The organism is Mariniflexile fucanivorans, from assembly GCF_004341235.1.
In the GTDB taxonomy this organism is placed as follows: domain Bacteria; phylum Bacteroidota; class Bacteroidia; order Flavobacteriales; family Flavobacteriaceae; genus Mariniflexile; species Mariniflexile fucanivorans.
Map to the genome: position 1 here is coordinate 130,120 of NZ_SLUP01000003.1, position 20,415 is coordinate 150,534.

Here is a 20,415-nt window from a genome sequence, read left to right on the forward strand (position 1 = left end):
TTTATCGATTTATATATTAATATTTACCTTTTTAGTATGCCTTTTCTTCGCCCATTACCGCATTAACCACCGTCTTGAATATAATTTTTAAGTCCAACCACAAGGACCATTTTTCTACATAAAGAATATCCAAACGGATTCTATTCAATATATCAGATGGCGTACTAATCTCGCCTCGGTACCCCTGTACTTGTGCTAAACCTGTAATACCCGGTTTCACAAAATGTCTTACCAAATATTTATCTACAGATATTTCATAGTCTGCAGTATGCTTTTCCATATGCGGACGTGGCCCTACAACACTCATATCGCCCATAAAAACGTTTAAAAACTGTGGCAACTCATCAATACTCGTTTTACGTATTATTCTACCAATTTTGGTAATACGCATATCATTTTTTGTAGCCATTTTACTATCTGAATCAGCGTTATTGGCCATGGACCTAAATTTGATGCACCAAAAGGCATGACGGTTTAAACCATGTCTCTTTTGCTTAAAAAACAACGGGCCTGGTGATTCCAACTTTATAAGAATATATAACAAAGGAATTAACCACGATAATAATGTGATTATTACAAAACTTGAAAAAACAACATCAAAAGCACGCTTAACAACCATAGAAAATTCTGTTTCTAAGGGCACGGTCCTTAATTTTAACACAGGAATATTATCATACTGTTCAATAGACATCGATCTAGTAAATATATCCTTGTTGTCTGGTATAATTTTAAGCTTAATTAAGTTATTATCGGCAAAATTAATCAGGTTTTGAAGTTGATCTTTTGAAAGTTTTGCAGCTGTACAATACACTTCGTCAATTCTATTCTCTAAAATATATTTAAAACACCCCATAACTGGACCATGATACGTTGGACTCCCAGAAGGGCCATCATCAAAAAAACCATGATACCTATAACCAAATTGAGGATGATCAAAAATTCGTCGTATTTTTTTAAGGTTTTTATCCCTACCTATAACGACCACATTCACATAGTTACCTCCTTTTAACCTGTAGTGACTAACAAACATATAGAAAACAAACCTGTAGGCGGTAATACAAAAACAAATTAACCCATATACAAATATGTAGTAATACAATGAAGTTACTGTAATACCTGCAACCGCAAACCAAGAAAAATAGGCAAATCCATAAATGGCAAATAAATAAGCCAATCTTCTAATATTGGTCATGAACACCTCTCTACGACCTGTGGGATAAAAATTTAAGTGATGTGCAATAACTAACCAAGAAGTATTGTAATATACAAAGGCCCAAAAATTCAAATAAATTTCTGGTGTAAAAAGCCACAAAACACCATTTATTATTATTAAATGGACAACAGCTGTGAGAGGTATAATTAAATTTGAATAGCTTTTAGTTTTCATTTAGTATTTAAAAAAATCGTTACAATGCACCTAATTATTTATAAAGCAAAACCTTACATATTAAGCATTGTACTTAAATGATTTATACTTTAAATATTTTGACACATTTATTTTTATGTCGTCACAATAAAAAACGCTATTAATCTATACTTAAAAAACTACTAATTTGTGTAACTTTTACTAGATATTAGCGCAAAAAAAACAAGAAATTTTGAATATGAATTAAATATTCTTCACATAGCAATTATAATCGTTGAAGTACAATATTTGGTTTATGCTTAACAATTTCAAGCATTTACAGGTTTTTTTTTACACATCAAAATAACATATATCAATATTAATATAGTATATATTTTCAAGGTTTAAAAGAATGAAATGTGGTGTTCATCTCGTTTTTGTTCAAGTTTTTTTTCAGTATTTAATTTAACACATTTTTTCATGCTTTTTTAAAAAATTCAAACTCCTTTTAAACAACAAAATAGAACTCAAACCGTTTTCATTTTAATAAAAACAGAACAACATTTATTTACTATATAAGCTTATTTATCCTTTATGAAGTTACCTAAACACAGAGTTCCATTTAAGCTATTAGCGGGTTATTTTATACTTGGAATTTTAGCGACCATTTCTGGTGTTTTAGTGCTTTCGGAGATAAAAACCTTCACGCAATTACAACGAGAAGATAGTACAGACCGAAGTAAAATTGTAAAAGTGGGAAGTTTAATTGCCAATATTTATGAAAACGAAAGTTTGGCAAGAGCAGCGATTCAATTAAATTCATCAGAAAAATTTAATGAATATGTTTATGAAAACCAGCAGTTATTGTTAAAAATTGATTCATTGAATTTTATAGCCAATAATGGTTCTCAAGAATTTATTTTAGACAGCATTAAACTGGTTATTAATAACAAACTTAAAAATATAACCGATTTAAAAAATCTGAAAATTAATGACAATTCTGGTGAATCTCTAAATACAGCTATTAATAAATTAAGTTCCATCGATCCGTTTTTAGGCAAAATTTCTATTACAGATTTTGTCGAAAACCCACAATCCCTAGATATAAAAACCCGTAAAAACCTGGAGGAATATGTTGGCATACTCAATAAATACAACCCACAAGACTCCATTAATAGTATTGACCAAAAGCATATTGATTCGTTGCTATCTATTTCTAAAAACATGCTGAAAGATGCACAAAAGGAAACGAATAAACAGCGCATCTCATTACAAAAAAAGGAACGGGAACTCATTGAAAACGACCTCACTATTTCTAGAAAACTACAAGAATTGCTAACTTCCTTAGAAAAAGGGATCATTATATATTCCAAAAACATAAATAAACAAAGAGAAAAAACACTTAATCGCAGCACCAATATCATACTTTTCGCGGCAGGGATTAGCTTCATAATTATCATCATCTTTTCCATTATTTTTTTAAATGATTTTTGGAAAAGTCAACGGTATCGTGCTAAATTGGAACAAGCCAACAAAACCACCTCCTCGCTTTTAAAAAGTAGGGAACAGCTTATATCTATGGTAAGCCATGATTTAAGAACTCCTTTAAGTACCATTACAGGTTATAGTGAATTGCTTCAAAAATCGACCAAAAGCTTCAAGGATAAGAATTATGTGGAACACATTCAAAATGCATCCACTTACATGGGACAATTGGTTGATGACCTTTTGGAATTTTCGAAATTGGAAAACAATACCGTTTCAATTGAAACCATACCTTTCAATTTAGAAAATCTTATAAATGAAATTGGTGAAACCGGAAAAAACTTAGTGCAAGATGAACCCATAAACATCATTATAAAACATGACAAAACTATTGAAAACCAAATAGTAAGCGATCCTTTTAGGATGAAACAAATTTTATACAATTTGGTAACAAATGCCTGCAAATTTACTAATGAAGGCTCCATAACTATTGAAAGTGTTTTGCTTCCCAACAATAATAAAAACCTCTTACAAATTTTGGTGAGCGATACCGGAATAGGTATTAACAAAGAGGAACAAAAAAATATTTTTAAAGCTTTTACACAAGCCAATAACACAAAAGAAAGTAAAAAAAATGGTTTTGGATTAGGGCTGACTATCTCAAAAAAACTTGCCGAATTATTGGGTGGCACCTTAACCTTAAAAAGCGAATTGGGCAAAGGGAGTTCGTTTAGCTTAAAAATTCCCATCACTTTATCCGAGCAATCTCTGGATGAAAAAAAGTTGGTTGCAACACAAAAAAAATACAATTTAAAAGCCATGGTTGTTGAAGATGATACCTCGATGCAACAACTAATAAAGGAACTCTTAAACCAATACAACATAGAAGTACATGTTTTTGATAATGCACAAAGTGCTTTAGAAACTGTTGATAATATGCCTTTCGACTTAGTTCTTACCGATATTCAACTTCCTAAAATGAATGGCATCCATTTTATGGAAATACTTAAAAACCATCAGTCTTATAAAAATCAACCCATAGTAGCGATGACGGGAAGATCCAATCTTTCCATAGAAGATTATATAAAAAGTGGCTTTTCCGAAGTATTGATTAAACCCTTCAACAACAGTAAACTAGACTGTATTTTACAGTGTTTTTTTGATGATGAATTATTTGAAAGAACTCATAAAATCTTGATTGAAGAACTTATAAAACCCAATGGATTTAGCATAAAAACTTTAAGCTCTTTTTTAAATAATGATACAGACGCAATAAAAAAAACCTTAGATATTTTTCTAGAAGATACCAAAAAGAACATTCTAATATTAAAACAAGCCAAAAAAGATAATGATATTGATACTTTTAACAGTGTTAGCCATAGGATGCTTAGCATGTTCAAGCAACTGGAGGTTAACAAAGTTGTTCCTTTTTTAGAATTGTTTGAAATAAGCACACGGATTGATGATAAGCTTTTTATTGATTTTGAAACTAACCTAAGCCATTTTTTAGAAGCGTTAGAAACTTATCTTAACGCGCGTTCGACGTAAGAAATTCTATTTTTAAAGTTTTTTTACTGTATGTCCGTTTTTACATATTTGTAAAAAATAAGCGGTTATCCACAAAAATTAGCAGAATAATTTTACAATATACTATTATTTATTTTTTCGTGACACTATAATAAAGTCTCCATAAAACAGCTATTTATGGATTTAAAACATAATGTAGACAATCAATTATTTTATCATCAGTATGTAATTATTCGTTATACTGAACTCACACCAGCTTAATTAAGACTGTATTCCTTCATTTTATTATAAAGTGTTTTTCTTGTGATGTTTAATAACTTAGCAGCTTGCGTTTTATTATTATCAACTTCTTGTAAAACAGTTATAATAAGTTCTTTTTCGTTTTTCTTGGTAGAAAATTTATTTGATGAATCATTATTTTTCTTTGAATGTAGCAATTCTTCTGGCAGAACTTGTACCTCAATAACCTCTAACTGCGTTAATAAAGTTGCTCTTTTAATAACATTGGAAAGTTCCCTTAAATTCCCGGGCCATTGATAATTTTGAAAAACCGTTAATACCTCTTTTGAAAAACCTGCTACAGTTTTATTTAACTGCTCATTTGCTTTGTTTAAAAAAAAATCGGCATACAGAATTAAATCATCATGTCTATCTTTTAAATTTGGGACTTTAATAGAAAACTCATTTAACCGATGGTATAGATCTTCCCTAAAATCGCCTTTCTCAACAGCATGTAATAAATCTTCATTGGTGGCAGTAATCAATCTAATATCTACTGAAATTTCATCACTACTTCCAATAGGTTTTACTTTTCTTTCTTGTAAGGCGCGCAGTAACTGCACTTGGTTTTCATAGGTTAAATTACCTACTTCATCTAAAAAAAGCGTACCACCATTAGCCGATTCAAAATGGCCTATTTTATCATCTGTAGCCCCAGTGAACGATCCTTTTTTATGTCCAAAAAATTCGCTGGATGCAATTTCCTTTGGTATGGCACCACAATCTACCGCTACAAATGGTTTATCACTTCGTGAACTTTTTAAATGAATATTTTTTGCAACAACTTCTTTTCCGGTACCACTTTCGCCTGTTATTAAAACAGACATGTTGGTTGGTGCTACCAAATGGATGTACTCGTTTAAAGTTTTTGATGCTGCACTAATGCCTGCAACAAAATCTGTATTTGATTTTTCACTTTTCTTTTCGTGGTTAACTTTAGGCAAAACAGCGGCTGTTTTTTTTACTTCCAAAGCATTACCAATAACTTCTAAAACTTCATCTGGATTAAACGGTTTTGAAATATAATCGAAAGCCCCCTGTTTCATGGCTTGCACAGCTGTAGAAACTTCTGCATAACCCGTCATTAAAACCACGGGAATATGGCTGTTTGATTGTTTTATTTGCTTCAAAAAACCAATACCATCACCATCAGGAAGTCTTAAATCTGTAAAAACCAAATCGTATTTATGCTTTTTTAATAAAGTAGAAGCATTATGAATCGTATAGCTAAGATCCACTGTATATTGATGACGCTCTAAGAAATTTTTTAGCATTTCAGAAAACGTAACATCATCTTCTATAAATAAGATATGTTTCATCCGTTTATATTTATTGTTTTAGAGATCACAGGTTTCATCTATATAATCATCCTTTTGGGTTTCATTATTTAGTTATGGAAATTCCATAAATTTAAATAAGTTCTTACAAAAATATTAAGATAAAAGGATTAATACATTTAAAAAAAATATAAAAAAAGGACGTTTTAATTAAAACGTCCTTTTTCCAAAAAAATTGAGTTAAAATATATGATTTTATTTTTACTCCATTTCTTTTTTCGCACCTGTAACGGCACTTTCCTCTAACCAATTTCCTTCTTTATCTGCATAAACTGTAGTTGCAGTTCCTTCAACATCAAGCTCAAGTTTATATTGCTCTTTACTGTTCATGTAAGCTTTTGTTATGGTAGATGAAGCAAAATCTTTTTCCACAGCACTTGTTACTGCTGCTGGAAGTTTATCAACTGCGATTTCCTTAAATTCTTCATTCATTACAACACTGATGGTTTCTGATGGCAGAATGGTGTTCGATAATGCAAAAGTTGAAATTCCACTTGCTAAAATTGCTACTGTTAAAATTAATTTTTTCATGATTTTTAGGGTTTTTAATTATTATTAATTTATTTACGATTAGTATAAAGAAATAAATATGCCATTAATAATAAAGAACACCTTAAAACACTTAAATAACTGTTTTTTAATGAGTTAATAAGTTTGTTTTTTTTAAACTGCAGAACTTAACATGTGTAAATAATGGGTAATTGCGTAGTAAATTGGGTAAAAATTACACCATCTATAGGGCTTATTAAAATCATTTTGATTTCATTAAAACAAACTTATAAAAGCTTTGTATATAGTTTTTATATGTTTTTTCTAACTGATGAATGTGAAAGTCATCTTTTTAAAATCTACATAAACCTTTTCAGCTTAAAATTTTAGATTCTGCTGTTTTCAAGATATCCATAACCCGCTGTTTTAAACTTTCGGGTTCTATAATTTTTGCATAATCGCAAAACATTAGGTACCATCTAGAAAATCCGTTTTCAATGTCTGCTGTCATAAATGTCATTTCTACGTATTTACCTTTTGTGGTTTCTGATATAAAACCATAATGCTTTCTACCGCTACTTATGTGACGTGAGACGCTTTTATCAACCAAAATTACAACTTTTGTTTTTTGAACCGTTTCATTTTTTTGTCGATGCTCATCTATCGTTCCGTGTTCGATAGTAAATGGAAGTTGGGTTTTATTTATTAACAACATTCTATCGGTTCTAAATTGCCTGTAATCATTTCTAATATGGCAATACCCCAAAACATACCAGAATCCATTTTCATGAAACACACCAACAGGCTCAATATGCCTTTCTGAAGGTATTTCATTATTTAAAGCTTGATATTTTAAAAATACTTGTTTCTTTTCAGCAATACTTTCAAAAAGAATCTGTAATGCATTGGGTAAGTTTTTATTGAAGAGTTCTTGTGAAGGATCGACCATTATTTGCGATTCTAATGCCGAAATCCAATCTTTTTCACGTCCTCGTAACACCGATTTAATTTTAAACATCGCAGATTCATGATAACTCCCTAAAGATTTATCAACAAACTTTTGCATAAACTTTTCAGCAGCAACAAAACTTCCAGCTTCTTCGCGAGTAAACATCACAGGAGGCAATCTATACCCTTCCATAATAGAATACCCCACGCCCGCTTCACTAATTATGGGTACGCCCGATGCTTCCAAGGTTCTTACATCTCTATAAATAGTTCTTAAACTTACCTGAAATCTATCAGCTAATTCCTGTGCCTTAACAATGCGTTTAGATTGTAATTGCACAAGAATGGCAACAATGCGGTCAAAACGTTTTACAGAATCTAAACTCATAATAGCATAGCATATTTCCCAAAGATAGGACTTCAAATGAAAGTATAAACCAAAATGAGACTTCATTTTATCCATAACAATTCCATAATTAACATTATAATCTTATACAAAGTAATGTATGGATTGTGACAACCCTTTGTCAACAATAAATCTGTTTTAACAGATTTATTCATTTTCAAAAAAACAACATCATTTTTTAATTAATTGATTTTCATTTATTTAGTAATTAAATTTAAAATATTTTTTTACTACTGACAAAAGGCTGTCACACCTGATTACTAATTTTGGTTTAGAAATATAAATCAATTTAAAACCAACAATTATGGAAACCACATTAAAAGAAACTGCAAAATTACACGAAGTTATCACCCCAACAGATTTAATAAACCATTGGCAAGGACACCGAAGTTTAACGCGCCGAACTATTGAAGCTTTTCCGGAAAACGCTTTTTTCAATCATACCATTGGTGGGATGCGTCCTTTCTCTGAAATGGTGATGGAGCTTTTAGGGATTGCTGGTCCCGGCATTAAAGAAATAGCAACAGGAAAAACAGCGCCTCTTAATGAGCATTTTGAACATGCTAACCAGAAATCAAAAATTCTTGAGTTATGGGATGAAGCAACGAATGAAATTAATACCTATTGGGTTCAAATTAAGCCCGAACAATTTCAAAAGAATATTAAAATTTTTGGTCAATATGAAGGTACGGTGTATTCATCTATATTCTATTTTATTGATAATGAAATTCACCATCGCGCGCAAGCTTATGTATATTTACGCTCTTTAGGTATTGAACCACCTGCATTTTATGAACGCTAATTAAAAACAAATATTAATGAAAACCGTTTTAGTATTTAAAACTTCTATTTCTAAAAAAAGACATATTAAAACAGTACAACCATTTTTGAATAATTTGATTGGTAAAAATGGTTTTTGGAATTTTGATTTGCAGGATTGTGACAATATCCTCCGAATTGAAACCAAAATAATTAAAAGTGATTCTATTTGTAGTGTTTTAAATAATCATGGCTTTTTGTGTGAAGAGTTATATTGATTTACTAATATTAATAAACTACCTCAGGGCAAGCCCATGAGGGACTAAATTCCAAAAAAAAAAAAAAAGAAAATCCAAATTCCATAAATGAAGACGAGGCAAGCCTCGGGGTATTAAACCCTAAAAAATCAAATGAAAAAATTAAGATGATTATAGTAAAAGTAACTTACACCGTAAACCCCGATTTTTTATATAAGAACCGAGAGAACATTAAATTATTTATGCTTGATTTTAAAAAATTGAACACTAACAATTTTCAATATCATGTTTACTTATGCGAAGACGAAAAAACCTTTGTTCATCTGTCTCATTACAAAGATGAAACGATTCAAAAACAATTATTAGAAACAGCTTCATTTTTAACATTCCAAAAAGAAAGAGATGAGAGCAAACTGGAATTAGATCCTACTATTGAAACAATGCATCTAGTTTCCGCAGCCTCTAGCATGTTTTGATACTATTTTCTTTAATGAACATCAACATATAGAAAAGAAAAAGTCCATGTAAATAACTATTTACATGGACTTTTTCAATATATTGGAGTTTAGTTTAGCTCACTTGTTGTCTTTCTTTCATTTTTTCCAAAAGCATCAATTCTTTTTGAATTTCTTCTTTTCGTTCATTGAATTTTCTAACACGTTGGTCAATAAGTTCTTGATTTTTTTTACGTTGTTCAAGCCTTATTGCTTCCTTTTCAATATCTATTTCTTTATTTTTTCTAGCTTTCACTTTTTCCATAAAAACAGAAAAATAAGCGTAGCCATACATGCTCATAAATAGTAAAGCTATAATTCCTAATATGATGTAACCGTTTTGCATAATAAATTGGATTAATTAATCTTGTAGTCTTAAATTAAGGTAAGGGCCTCAACTTATTATAAAGTTATAAATAACGGCTTGATTCTTAAAATAAAAAAGATGAAGTACCCAAAAAAAAGATAAAAAAGCAAAATATCGACGAACTACACGCCTATAACTTTTTTAAATAAAGAAATAAAATCTATTAGGTATTCGATTATAATTGGCTTTGTTTGTATAAAGTTCATCTTTTTACAAAAAAACTGCTTAAAAGCGAATCATTATAAAAGGAATTAATCCTTGTCTACCAAATCGCCTTCCCACTCCAAAATACCGCCTTCTAAGTTATAAGCGTTTGCAAACCCAAGTTGATCCATAATGGCGCAGGCTTGCCCACTTCTGTTTCCAGAGCGACAGTACACATAATAGTTTTTATCTTTATCTAAAGCTTCTACTTCATCTATAAACGCTTGACCTTTAAATATGTCTATATGGATGGCGTTTGGTATGATACCATCTGCTACTTCTGCATCTGTTCTTACATCTAAAACTACGGCGTTTGTATCCTCAGCTAGTTGAGATGCCCATTCTTCTTGTGATAAATCTTCCATTTTTAATTTATTTTTTATGCTACAAAATTAATCATCTAAAATTTATAGACGAAAAAAATCTAAAGTTTTACACTTTAGATTTTTGATTCTTTAGTTAAATACTTTCAATTTATGCTTTTATTGAACAACCTATCGCCTTAGTCTCAGTTTGTTCAACTTCTTTTCCTTGTAAAAGTGCATCCACCGCTTTCTCAACATATTTAGTGGTTACAGATGATGCGTCTTTATAATTATCATCAATAGCACCTATATATTTAACCACATTTCCTTTCTTTGTTTTTTGAAGTATAAACATATGTGGCGTTTTTGTAGCTCCAAATTTTGGATATACTTTTTGTTCTTTATCAATTAAGTAAGGAAACGTAAAGCCTTTATCGGTGGCGCGTTGTTTCATGGCATCTAAATTATCATCTGGTTTTACAGAGACATTATTGGGCATAATGGCAATTACAGGATAGCCTTTTGCTGCGTATTTCTTATCTAAAGCAATAATTCTGTCTTCATACATCACCGCATAGGGGCAGGTGTTACAGGTAAATGTTATTATAAATCCTTTAGCATCTTTATAATCGGATAATGAGACCATCTTCCCGTCAACATTTTTTAGTGAAAAATCTTCGGCAACATCACCTATTTTATAACCTTCATTTAAAGTTGTTTTATTTATTGTGAATGCACTTACGCACAATACAATAATAGCTACTGAAATTAATTTGAATGTATTCTTCATAGTGTTCTATTTTAAAAATTGTTTGACTTCGGTTTCTAATGCTTCAAATGTAAATGATTGTTCAAAAAATTTACGTTTATTATTTTTATAAATGATGGTTGCTGGTAACGACCCAGACCATGTTTCATCCACTTTTGGGATCCATGTATTCATATCTGCATCATCTAAAGCAATGACTTTCGATTTTAGTTTATTGTCTTTTATAAATGGTTTCAACTTTGATTCATATAAATGTGGAAAATCTAAACTCACCAACAATACCTCTACATTTTCATTTCCATACTCGGCATTCAATTTTTCAAAATACGGGAGTTCCTTCACGCAAGGCGCACACCAAGTGGCCCAAAAATTAATAACGTGAATTTTACCATCATCCCTATTTAGAAATTTTTCAAAACCAGCAAAATCATAAACTTCTAAATCTAAATTAGCTTCAATTTGCTTTTCAACCACATTATCATTGGTTGCTATTTCTGCTTTTTTCTCTTCATTTTTACAACTTGCAAAAACAAGTAATATTATAAGTACTGTTTTAAATTTCATAGCTTCTTTTAGACTAAAAAAATGATTAATTGATTTAATGATATATCATTTTAACCATAAAACTAATTAATACTTCAATGTTATTACCCCGTTTAACAATATTTTATGCAAAAATTAACTTGAAGTATTGCGTAGTTCTATTTTGATTTCTATATTTGAACCAATTAATAATAACTATGAATACAATTTTAAATAATACTTGGTGGTGGAGCTTACTAAACTTACGTTTCGTGAAGTAAAACCTTAGTATATTTAAAACTTAAAATATCCAAAAGGCTTGTCGTTCACGACAAGCCTTTTTTTAATACCAAAACACTGAAACACATTCAGCATAATGAACAAATTTAACTTATACACGCACTACAAAAAAATTCTGGCAGACACCATTACGCCTGTTAGTATTTATTTAAAAATAAGAGATAAATACCCAAACAGTATTTTGCTTGAGAGTAGTGATTATCATGCCAACGATAACAGTTTTTCATACATCTGTTTCAACCCTATTGCTACTATTAAGGTTGAAAACGAGACCATTTTTCAAACATTTCCAGATGGTAGTGAAACTGAAAAACCCATAACAAAAAGCACCGATGTTTCGGAAGAAATTAATCAATTCACAAAACGTTTCAAAGTAAATTCTGAAGAAGAATTCAAATTCATAAATAATGGTATTTTTGGTTACATCGCTTACGATGCGGTTAAATATTTTGAAGATATTGACATTTCTAAAAAAGAAAATTCCATAACAATTCCTGAGGTTAATTATGCGGTGTATCAAAACATCATCGCTATTAATCATCAAAAAAATGAAGCATATATTTTTGCACATTGTTTTGATAATGAATCTAATATTGACGAAATAGACCATTTAATTAAAGTTAAAAACTTTGCCTCTTACAACTTTGCTTCAAGCGGAGAAATCTCATCTAATTTATCTGATGATGAGTATAAGCACCATGTAGAATTAGCAAAAAAACATTGTGGTCGTGGTGATGTGTTTCAGCTCGTTTTATCAAAAAGTTTTACACAAGAATTTAAAGGGGATGAATTTAATGTCTATCGTGCGTTACGAAGCATCAACCCTTCACCCTATTTGTTTTATTTTGATTATGGCAACTTTAAAATATTTGGGTCTTCACCCGAAGCACAACTTATTCTGAGCGATGGAAAAGCGGAAATTCACCCCATAGCGGGTACCTTTAAACGTACAGGAAACGACATTCAAGATGCTGAATTAGCCCAACAATTGAAACTAGACGACAAAGAAAACGCAGAGCATGTGATGTTAGTCGATTTAGCAAGAAACGATTTAAGCCGTCATGGTAGTCATGTAACGGTGGATACCTACCGCGAAGTTCAGTTTTTCTCGCATGTTATCCATTTGGTAAGCAAAGTTACCGGACAAAAACATAAAGAAACTTCAACCATGCAAGTGGTTGCCGATACCTTTCCAGCTGGAACTTTAAGCGGTGCGCCAAAACACAGAGCCATGCAATTAATAGAACAATACGAAAAAACAAACCGTTCGTTTTACGGTGGCGCTATTGGTTTTATGGACTTTGAAGGCAACTTCAATCATGCCATCATGATTCGAACCTTCCTGAGTAAAAACCACGAATTACATTGGCGCGCAGGTGCTGGCATTGTATCAAAATCAACTCCTGAAAACGAGTTACAAGAAGTGTATAATAAATTAGGAGCCCTAACGAAAGCTATTGAATTAGCAGAAACAATTTAAAGATGACGAAAGTATTAGTTATAGATAATTACGACAGTTTTACATACAATTTGGTACATTATTTAGAAGATTTAAACTGCCATGTTACCGTTGTGCGAAACGACAAATTAACCTTGGACGATGTAGAACCTTTTGATAAAATTGTATTATCACCAGGACCAGGCGTTCCCGATGAAGCCGGTTTACTAAAACCCATCATCGAACGTTTTGCACCAACAAAAAGCATTTTAGGTGTGTGCTTAGGGCAGCAAGCTATTGGCGAAGTTTTTGGAGGCTCGCTTATTAATTTAGACGATGTTTACCATGGTGTAGCAACCAAAGTGAACATTACGGTTGATGATGAATCTTTGTTTGCAGGCATGGATAAAGAAATTGAAGTGGGCCGTTACCACTCATGGGTTGTAAATCCTAACCTTCCTGATTGCTTAGAAGCTACCTCGATAGATGCTAATGGACAAATTATGTCGCTACGTCATAAAGTTTATGATGTTAAAGGCGTACAATACCACCCAGAATCAGTTTTAACTCCCAACGGAAAACAAATTTTAAAGAACTGGGTAAATTCCCCAAACCCCAAAGGGGCTTAAAAAATATAATTAATAAAAATTCCCTCTCCTATGGAGAGGGTTAGGGAGAGGAATGAAAAACATATTAAACAGACTTATAAACCACGAAAATATCTCTACTGAAGAAGCGAAACAAGCTTTGGTAAATATCTCGAAAGGCGATTATAACCAAAGTCAAATTGCAGCGTTTTTAACCGTTTACATGATGCGTAGCATCACACTAAACGAGTTACAAGGGTTTCGTGACGCCCTTTTGGAATTATGTATTCCTATTGATTTAAAAGAATTTAATGCCATTGATTTATGTGGAACTGGTGGTGATGGCAAAGACACATTTAATATTTCAACGTTGGCATCATTCGTTACTGCGGGCGCTGGTGTGAAAGTTGCAAAACACGGCAATTACGGAGTGTCATCCACCTGTGGTTCTTCAAACGTTATGGAATATTTAGGTATTAAATTTTCAAGTGATGAAGATTTTTTAAAACGTTCTATTGATAAAGCGGGTATTTGTGTGTTACATGCCCCTTTGTTTCATCCAGCTATGAAAAATGTGGCACCTATTCGTCGGGAATTAGGGGTAAAAACCTTTTTCAATATGTTAGGACCCATGGTAAATCCGTCGTTTCCTAAAAATCAAATGGTCGGTGTTTTTAATTTGGAATTGCTTCGTTTATATGGATATTTATATCAAAATACCGATAAAAATTATTCCATTGTGCATGCGTTGGATGGTTATGATGAAATATCGTTAACAGGATCAACCAAAGTGATTTCTAATCATTCAGAAACCATGTTTTCACCGGAAGATTTAGGTATTTCAGAAATCACCCAAGAATCGATTTTTGGTGGAGATACAGTGGAATCATCTGCCAAAATTTTCATGGATGTCATTCAAGGAAAAGGGACAGAAGCACAGAACCATGTGGTGTGTGCCAATGCAGGTTTAGCCATTGCAACCACAAATAAAATTAGTCATAAAGCAGGTTTTGAATTAGCCAAAGAATCCTTACTTTCTGGTAAAGGATTAAAAGCATTACAAACCATTCAAGAATTGAGTAAATGAACATTCTAGATAAAATTGTAGCCGATAAACGCATTGAAGTCGATCTAAGAAAATCGCTTATTCCAGTGAAACAATTGGAACAATCGGTTTTGTTTGAAAGAAACACGATTTCATTAGCAGACAAATTAAAAAATAGCCAAACAGGTATTATAGCAGAACACAAACGTCGTTCTCCTTCAAAATCGGTTATCAATCAAAACTTAAATGTGTTTGATGTGGCAAAAGGCTATGAAGATGCAGGCGTTTGCGGGATGTCCATTTTAACCGATGGTAAATATTTTGGTGGTTCGTTAGACGATTTGCTAACTGCGCGTGCCAGTTGTAATTTACCGCTTTTGCGTAAGGAATTCATCATTGACGAATACCAATTATTAGAAGCGAAGGCTTATGGTGCCGATGTTATTTTGCTAATTGCAGCTATTTTAACCAGAGAAGAAATTAAACAGTTTTCAGAATTTGCAAAAAGCCTAAATTTAGATGTATTACTAGAAGTGCATAACGAAGAAGAATTGCATAAATCCATCATGCCAAGTTTAGATATGTTGGGTGTTAACAACCGTAATTTAAAAACCTTCGATGTTAGTTTAGATACTAGTAAAGGACTAAGTGAACTCATACCAAACGATTTTGTAAAAGTGTCAGAAAGTGGCATTAGCAATATGGAAGCCATTAAAGAATTACAACCTTATGGCTACAAAGGTTTTTTAATAGGTGAAAATTTTATGAAGACCGATAATGCTGGTGAAAGTGCTAAACAATTTATTAAAGGCCTCCTCTAACTCCTCCGAAGGAGGAGAACACTCAAATGGCATACAGTACGAATAAAAAATAAATGAACAAAGATAAACGAAATACTCCGCAATCCATTCCCTCCCCTTTGGGGAGGGTTAGGGTGGGGCTTCTTAAAATCTGCGGCATGAAATATCAAGACAACATAGAACAAGTTGCAGCTTTACAGCCAGACTATCTTGGTTTTATATTTTATGATAAATCTGCAAGACATTTTGATTCAAAAAACATTCCTGACATACCAAAATCCATTAACAAAACAGGTGTATTTGTTAATGAAGATATAGATGTTGTTATTGATAAAATAACTGCTCATAATTTACACGCAGTTCAACTTCATGGTGAAGAATCTCCTGAGTATTGTTTAAAATTGAAACGTCATTACGAGGAGAGAAACGACGCAGTAATCCCTTCAAAAGAAACAGATTGCTTCGACTTTGAAAAAAAGTCTCGCAATGACGAAAAACTAGAAATAATCAAAGTATTTTCCATTAAAGACGAATTCAATTTTGAGGTTTTAAAACCTTATGAAAATGTTTGTGATTATTTTCTGTTCGATACCAAAGGAAAACTTCACGGTGGTAATGGTTATACGTTCGATTGGAATGTTTTAAACAATTACCCTTCAACCAAACCCTTCTTTTTAAGTGGTGGGATTGGGTTAGAAGAAGTAGATAAAATTAAAGAATTTATGCAAAGTTCCGCTTCTAAATATTGTTATGCTTTAGATGTTAATAGCAAATTTGAAAAGGAGCCTGGATTAAAAAATATAGATTTATTACGAAAATTTAAAGATACCGTCATTACGATGAATGAGGAACGAATGAAGAAGTAATCTCAAAATCTGAAACTAAATACAAACAGATTGCTTCACTGTGTTCGCAATGACGACAAATATAAATAATATGAATTACAACGTAAACGAAAAAGGCTATTACGGCGAATTTGGAGGTGCATACATCCCCGAAATGCTCTACCCCAATGTAGAAGAATTACGCCAAAACTATTTAAAAATAATGGCAGAACCCGATTTTAAAAAAGAGTTCGACCAACTTTTAAAAGATTATGTAGGGCGTCCATCCCCTCTCTATTTTGCAAAGCGTCTTTCAGAAAAGTACAATACTAAAATTTATTTGAAACGCGAAGATTTAAACCATACTGGTGCGCATAAAATCAACAACACCATTGGTCAAATATTAGTAGCTAAACGCTTAGGTAAACATCGCATTATTGCCGAAACAGGCGCTGGACAGCATGGTGTGGCAACCGCAACGGTTTGTGCTTTAATGGGATTGGAATGCATCGTTTATATGGGTGAGGTTGACATTGCTCGACAAGCACCAAACGTTGCCCGTATGAAAATGTTAGGCGCCACCGTTGTTCCAGCATTATCAGGAAGTCGTACGCTTAAAGATGCCACCAACGAAGCCATTCGCGATTGGATTAACAACCCCGTAGATACGCATTACATTATTGGTTCTGCTATTGGGCCGCATCCCTATCCCGATATGGTGACACGCTTTCAGTCGGTTATTTCCCAAGAAATTAAATGGCAGTTAAAAGAACATGAAGGGCGCGAAAATCCCGATTATGTAGTTGCTTGTATTGGTGGTGGTAGTAATGCTGCTGGCACCTATTACCATTATTTACATGAACCAGATGTGAAAATTATTGCTGTTGAAGCTGCCGGTTTAGGTGTCGATTCTGGTGAAAGTGCTGCCACTTCAGTATTAGGAAAAGAAGGTATTATTCATGGTTGTAAAACCTTGCTAATGCAAACTCCAGACGGACAAATTACCGAACCTTACTCTATTTCTGCAGGATTAGATTATCCTGGTGTTGGCCCTATGCATGCACATTTAGCCAAAACGGGTCGTGCCGAATTCATGTCTATTAAAGATGACGAAGCTATGAACGCTGGCCTCGAATTGTGTAAACTAGAAGGTATTATTCCTGCTATAGAGAGTTCGCATGCTTTGGCTATTTTCGATCAGAAAACATTCAAACCAACCGATGTGGTGGTGGTAAGTTTATCTGGCCGTGGTGATAAAGATTTACAAAATTATATAGAATATTTTAAAATTTAAAATAATGGCGTTACCACAAGGGTCGGGCTTTCGCAAGTCGCTCTCAAAAAGAGGAGCTCCAACAATTGCTCAATCCCTAACGCAAATCCAGATTCAAAGAAAATTATTCGTGAATTAGTGGCAATAAACATTTCAAAATGAACAGAATAAATAAAAAACTACAAGAAGATAAAAAGCTATTATCAATATACTTTACAGCTGGTTATCCAAGTTTAAACGACACCGTTTCCATCATTCAAGATTTAGAAAAAAATGGGGTGGATATGATCGAAATAGGCTTGCCTTTTAGCGATCCATTGGCCGATGGCCCAACCATACAAGCCAGTTCAACCCAAGCTTTAAAAAACGGCATGACTACGCAGGTGCTTTTCGAGCAGATAAAAGACATCCGAAAAACAGTTTCCATTCCGTTAATCATCATGGGATATTTTAACCCAATGCTGCAATATGGTGTAGAAGCGTTTTGCAAAAAATGTCAGGAAATTGGTATTGATGGTTTAATCATTCCCGATTTACCAGTTGATGTATATCATGACGAATACAAAGCTACTTTTGAAAAATACGGGCTTATCAATGTGTTTTTAATCACACCTCAAACAAGTATAGAGCGTATTAATTTTATTGACTCCATTTCTAACGGATTTATATATATGGTAAGCAGTGCGAGCGTTACAGGATCCCAATCTGGTTTTGGAGACGAACAAACTTCTTATTTCAAACGTATTGCGGACATGAATTTGAAAAATCCACAAATTATAGGTTTTGGAATTTCAGACAACAAAACCTTTACCCAAGCTACACAATATGCTAAAGGTGCTATTATTGGAAGTGCATTTATTAAGCATATTACCAACAATGGCATAGAAACCCTAAGTACTTTTTTGAAGGAATTTAACACTTAATCATCCAATTTTAAGATTGTTTTAATAAAATTTTAAAGTGTTTTTCTTATATTCCTAATGAACCAAAAAAAATTAAAACTATGGGAATTATTGAAGATCAAAAGAAATTTAAAAGAACTAAAGAACAGAAAACTCCGACTAATCCAACTGGCAATATCAATCAAAAAACAAACCAGTTTGATATTAATGCGGAAACAATAAAAAAGCAACAAACAAAAAAATAATGGTATGCTTTTAAATAAAAAGAAGGCTGTCTGAAAAGTGTAATTCTGTGTCATATTGAGCCTGTCGAAATATTTTAACTTACTGATAATCAATATCAGTTTCAACAATCTCAACCTGACAAAGTAAATACAATACACTTTTCAGACGGCCTCTTTTTATTTTTAATGCCATAATATATGAAAAGCTTTGGTTTTATAACACCCCAGCAAATAATAAACACCACTTTTGAATACTATTTTCAATATATTTGGCAAAACATATTGGTAAACCAATTAAACCCCTAAATATGAAATCTGCCATTCTATTTTATTTCTCTCTGCTTTTTACTTTTCAACATATAAATTCGCAAGTCATTCTAAATGCAGATGGACCGGGTAACACCTACGAATTAATAAACTCTGTTTTAGCTCCTGGATATGATGTTATTGAGGCACCAGATTGTGCACATGAAACATTCAACAATGGAGCAACTTCTAACCCAAGCAGACATATTGACGAAATTTTTGATGCCGACTTAAACACCAATGTATTTCGTTTTCACATACACGTTACACCTGATAATGACAGATGCATCGCTACTACAACAGATCGACAACGTAACGAAATTAAAGTTTATGATAAATCACCTGAAAATTTAAAAGCTGTTGAAGGAGAAACGTTTGTTTATAAATGGAAATTCAAATTACCTTTAGGTTTCCAACCTACCACAAAATTTACTCATATTCACCAATTAAAAAGTGTAAATGATGAATTCGATAGCATGCCTATGTATACATTCACCCTATATTCATCATCTGGTGGTGTTTTTGTAGTACGTTATGCAGAATCTAGCTCTCAAACAACCGTTAAATCAGTCCCGCTTTCTAATTTTTTAGGAAATTGGGTTGAAGTGACCGAAACAATTACCTATAGCAATCCAGGAACTTATTCTGTAGTTATTAATAAAGTAAGCGATGGCACAAACCTTTTAACATACTCTAATACCAATAATAATTGGAGAAATGTTGTACCATCTGGTGGTTCTATAGATGATATATATATCCGTCCAAAATGGGGTATTTACAGAAGCTTGGACTTCTCTGATGATTTACGTGATGAACAAGTGTTATTCGCTAATTTTAGTATTGATGAAAACCCAAAGTTATCAATAAACAACTCTGAAAAAAAAAATAATTTAATTACCATTTTTCCAAACCCTAGTAATAATGAAGTTTATATCAAAGAAACCATTCCAAATAGCTTCAATTACATCAATATCCTTGATAATTTAGGTAGAATTATTCGCTCTCAAAAATCATCATCTAAAACTATTAGTACTTCAAATTTAAAAAAAGGACTCTACTTTATAGAATTGAAAAAAGATTCAAGTACAATTTGTATTGAAAAATTGCTAGTAAATTAAATTTCGAACTTGCCTTAAATTACCGCTTAATCCTTTTTCTTAGTAAACTCATCTAAAACTAACCTATTTCCCTGTGTAACAGGTTCTAATAATGAATGAAATTTT

The 20,415-nt window shown here is 32.3% G+C and carries 21 protein-coding genes; 13 read left to right on the forward strand and 8 right to left on the reverse strand.

What is annotated here, in order from left to right:
- Positions 1-31: 31 nt before the first annotated feature.
- Positions 32-1,387 carry an undecaprenyl-phosphate glucose phosphotransferase gene (locus tag EV196_RS07270; RefSeq protein ID WP_132216876.1) on the reverse strand — a complete coding sequence of 452 codons (1,356 nt, stop codon included), beginning with the start codon at positions 1,385-1,387 and terminating at the stop codon, positions 32-34.
- A gap of 552 nt (positions 1,388-1,939) precedes the next feature.
- Between EV196_RS07270 and EV196_RS07275 the strand changes: the two genes are divergently transcribed.
- Positions 1,940-4,378: a hybrid sensor histidine kinase/response regulator gene (locus EV196_RS07275; protein WP_132216878.1), complete on the forward strand. Its 2,439-nt coding sequence runs from the start codon at positions 1,940-1,942 to the stop codon at positions 4,376-4,378.
- Positions 4,379-4,614: 236 nt separating this feature from the next.
- Here EV196_RS07275 and EV196_RS07280 read toward each other — a convergent pair whose 3' ends face one another.
- The 3 genes from EV196_RS07280 to EV196_RS07290 all read right to left on the reverse strand — a co-directional run bounded on the left by EV196_RS07280 (position 4,615) and on the right by EV196_RS07290 (position 7,798).
- Positions 4,615-5,955, reverse strand: a complete 1,341-nt coding sequence (locus EV196_RS07280) for a sigma-54-dependent transcriptional regulator (protein WP_132216880.1) — start codon at positions 5,953-5,955, stop codon at positions 4,615-4,617.
- Positions 5,956-6,174: 219 nt separating this feature from the next.
- Complete coding sequence (locus EV196_RS07285; protein ID WP_132216882.1) at positions 6,175-6,504, reverse strand: hypothetical protein; 330 nt, start codon at positions 6,502-6,504, stop codon at positions 6,175-6,177.
- Between the two features lie 331 nt (positions 6,505-6,835).
- Positions 6,836-7,798, reverse strand: a complete 963-nt coding sequence (locus tag EV196_RS07290) for a helix-turn-helix transcriptional regulator (protein ID WP_132217445.1) — start codon at positions 7,796-7,798, stop codon at positions 6,836-6,838.
- A gap of 322 nt (positions 7,799-8,120) precedes the next feature.
- Here EV196_RS07290 and EV196_RS07295 point away from each other — a divergent pair, with 322 nt between their 5' ends.
- The 3 genes from EV196_RS07295 to EV196_RS07305 all read left to right on the forward strand — a co-directional run bounded on the left by EV196_RS07295 (position 8,121) and on the right by EV196_RS07305 (position 9,308).
- A complete protein-coding gene (locus tag EV196_RS07295) occupies positions 8,121-8,618 on the forward strand; it encodes a DinB family protein (RefSeq protein ID WP_132216884.1) in 498 nt (165 codons plus the stop codon).
- A gap of 16 nt (positions 8,619-8,634) precedes the next feature.
- Positions 8,635-8,853, forward strand: coding sequence for a hypothetical protein (locus EV196_RS07300; protein ID WP_132216886.1), 219 nt, complete (start codon positions 8,635-8,637; stop codon positions 8,851-8,853).
- A gap of 146 nt (positions 8,854-8,999) precedes the next feature.
- The gene (locus tag EV196_RS07305) at positions 9,000-9,308 is read left to right on the forward strand and encodes a hypothetical protein (RefSeq protein ID WP_132216888.1); all 309 of its coding nucleotides are present in this window, start codon (positions 9,000-9,002) and stop codon (positions 9,306-9,308) included.
- A gap of 94 nt (positions 9,309-9,402) precedes the next feature.
- Here EV196_RS07305 and EV196_RS07310 read toward each other — a convergent pair whose 3' ends face one another.
- From EV196_RS07310 to EV196_RS07325, 4 genes are all read right to left on the reverse strand, one after another.
- Entirely contained in the window at positions 9,403-9,672 is a 270-nt protein-coding gene (locus EV196_RS07310) for a hypothetical protein (protein ID WP_132216890.1), read from the reverse strand.
- Between the two features lie 272 nt (positions 9,673-9,944).
- Positions 9,945-10,262, reverse strand: coding sequence for a rhodanese-like domain-containing protein (locus EV196_RS07315; RefSeq protein WP_132216892.1), 318 nt, complete (start codon positions 10,260-10,262; stop codon positions 9,945-9,947).
- 109 nt (positions 10,263-10,371) lie between these two features.
- Positions 10,372-10,992: a thioredoxin family protein gene (locus EV196_RS07320; RefSeq protein WP_132216894.1), complete on the reverse strand. Its 621-nt coding sequence runs from the start codon at positions 10,990-10,992 to the stop codon at positions 10,372-10,374.
- Positions 10,993-10,998: 6 nt separating this feature from the next.
- A complete protein-coding gene (locus EV196_RS07325; protein WP_132216896.1) occupies positions 10,999-11,535 on the reverse strand; it encodes a TlpA disulfide reductase family protein in 537 nt (178 codons plus the stop codon).
- Between the two features lie 334 nt (positions 11,536-11,869).
- Here EV196_RS07325 and EV196_RS07330 point away from each other — a divergent pair, with 334 nt between their 5' ends.
- From EV196_RS07330 to EV196_RS07365, 9 genes are all read left to right on the forward strand, one after another.
- Positions 11,870-13,273, forward strand: a complete 1,404-nt coding sequence (locus tag EV196_RS07330; protein ID WP_132216898.1) for an anthranilate synthase component I family protein — start codon at positions 11,870-11,872, stop codon at positions 13,271-13,273.
- A 2-nt stretch (positions 13,274-13,275) separates the two neighbouring features.
- Positions 13,276-13,860 (forward strand): anthranilate synthase component II, encoded by a 585-nt coding sequence (locus EV196_RS07335; protein ID WP_132216900.1) that lies wholly within the window; start codon positions 13,276-13,278, stop codon positions 13,858-13,860.
- A gap of 52 nt (positions 13,861-13,912) precedes the next feature.
- A complete protein-coding gene (gene trpD, locus EV196_RS07340) occupies positions 13,913-14,905 on the forward strand; it encodes an anthranilate phosphoribosyltransferase (protein ID WP_132216902.1) in 993 nt (330 codons plus the stop codon).
- The gene (trpC, locus tag EV196_RS07345; RefSeq protein WP_132216904.1) at positions 14,902-15,684 is read left to right on the forward strand and encodes an indole-3-glycerol phosphate synthase TrpC; all 783 of its coding nucleotides are present in this window, start codon (positions 14,902-14,904) and stop codon (positions 15,682-15,684) included. Before trpD ends, trpC begins: the two co-directional genes overlap by 4 nt.
- 137 nt (positions 15,685-15,821) lie before the next feature.
- On the forward strand, positions 15,822-16,529 hold the full coding sequence (locus EV196_RS07350; protein WP_132217446.1) for a phosphoribosylanthranilate isomerase: 708 nt from the start codon (positions 15,822-15,824) through the stop codon (positions 16,527-16,529).
- Between the two features lie 70 nt (positions 16,530-16,599).
- Positions 16,600-17,781: a tryptophan synthase subunit beta gene (gene trpB, locus EV196_RS07355; protein ID WP_132216906.1), complete on the forward strand. Its 1,182-nt coding sequence runs from the start codon at positions 16,600-16,602 to the stop codon at positions 17,779-17,781.
- Positions 17,782-17,918: 137 nt separating this feature from the next.
- Positions 17,919-18,683, forward strand: coding sequence for a tryptophan synthase subunit alpha (gene trpA / locus EV196_RS07360; protein ID WP_132216908.1), 765 nt, complete (start codon positions 17,919-17,921; stop codon positions 18,681-18,683).
- 80 nt (positions 18,684-18,763) lie between these two features.
- Positions 18,764-18,907 carry a hypothetical protein gene (locus tag EV196_RS19870; RefSeq protein ID WP_165876122.1) on the forward strand — a complete coding sequence of 48 codons (144 nt, stop codon included), beginning with the start codon at positions 18,764-18,766 and terminating at the stop codon, positions 18,905-18,907.
- Positions 18,908-19,194: 287 nt separating this feature from the next.
- Positions 19,195-20,310, forward strand: a complete 1,116-nt coding sequence (locus tag EV196_RS07365; RefSeq protein ID WP_132216910.1) for a T9SS type A sorting domain-containing protein — start codon at positions 19,195-19,197, stop codon at positions 20,308-20,310.
- The last annotated feature ends 105 nt before the right edge of the window (positions 20,311-20,415 follow it).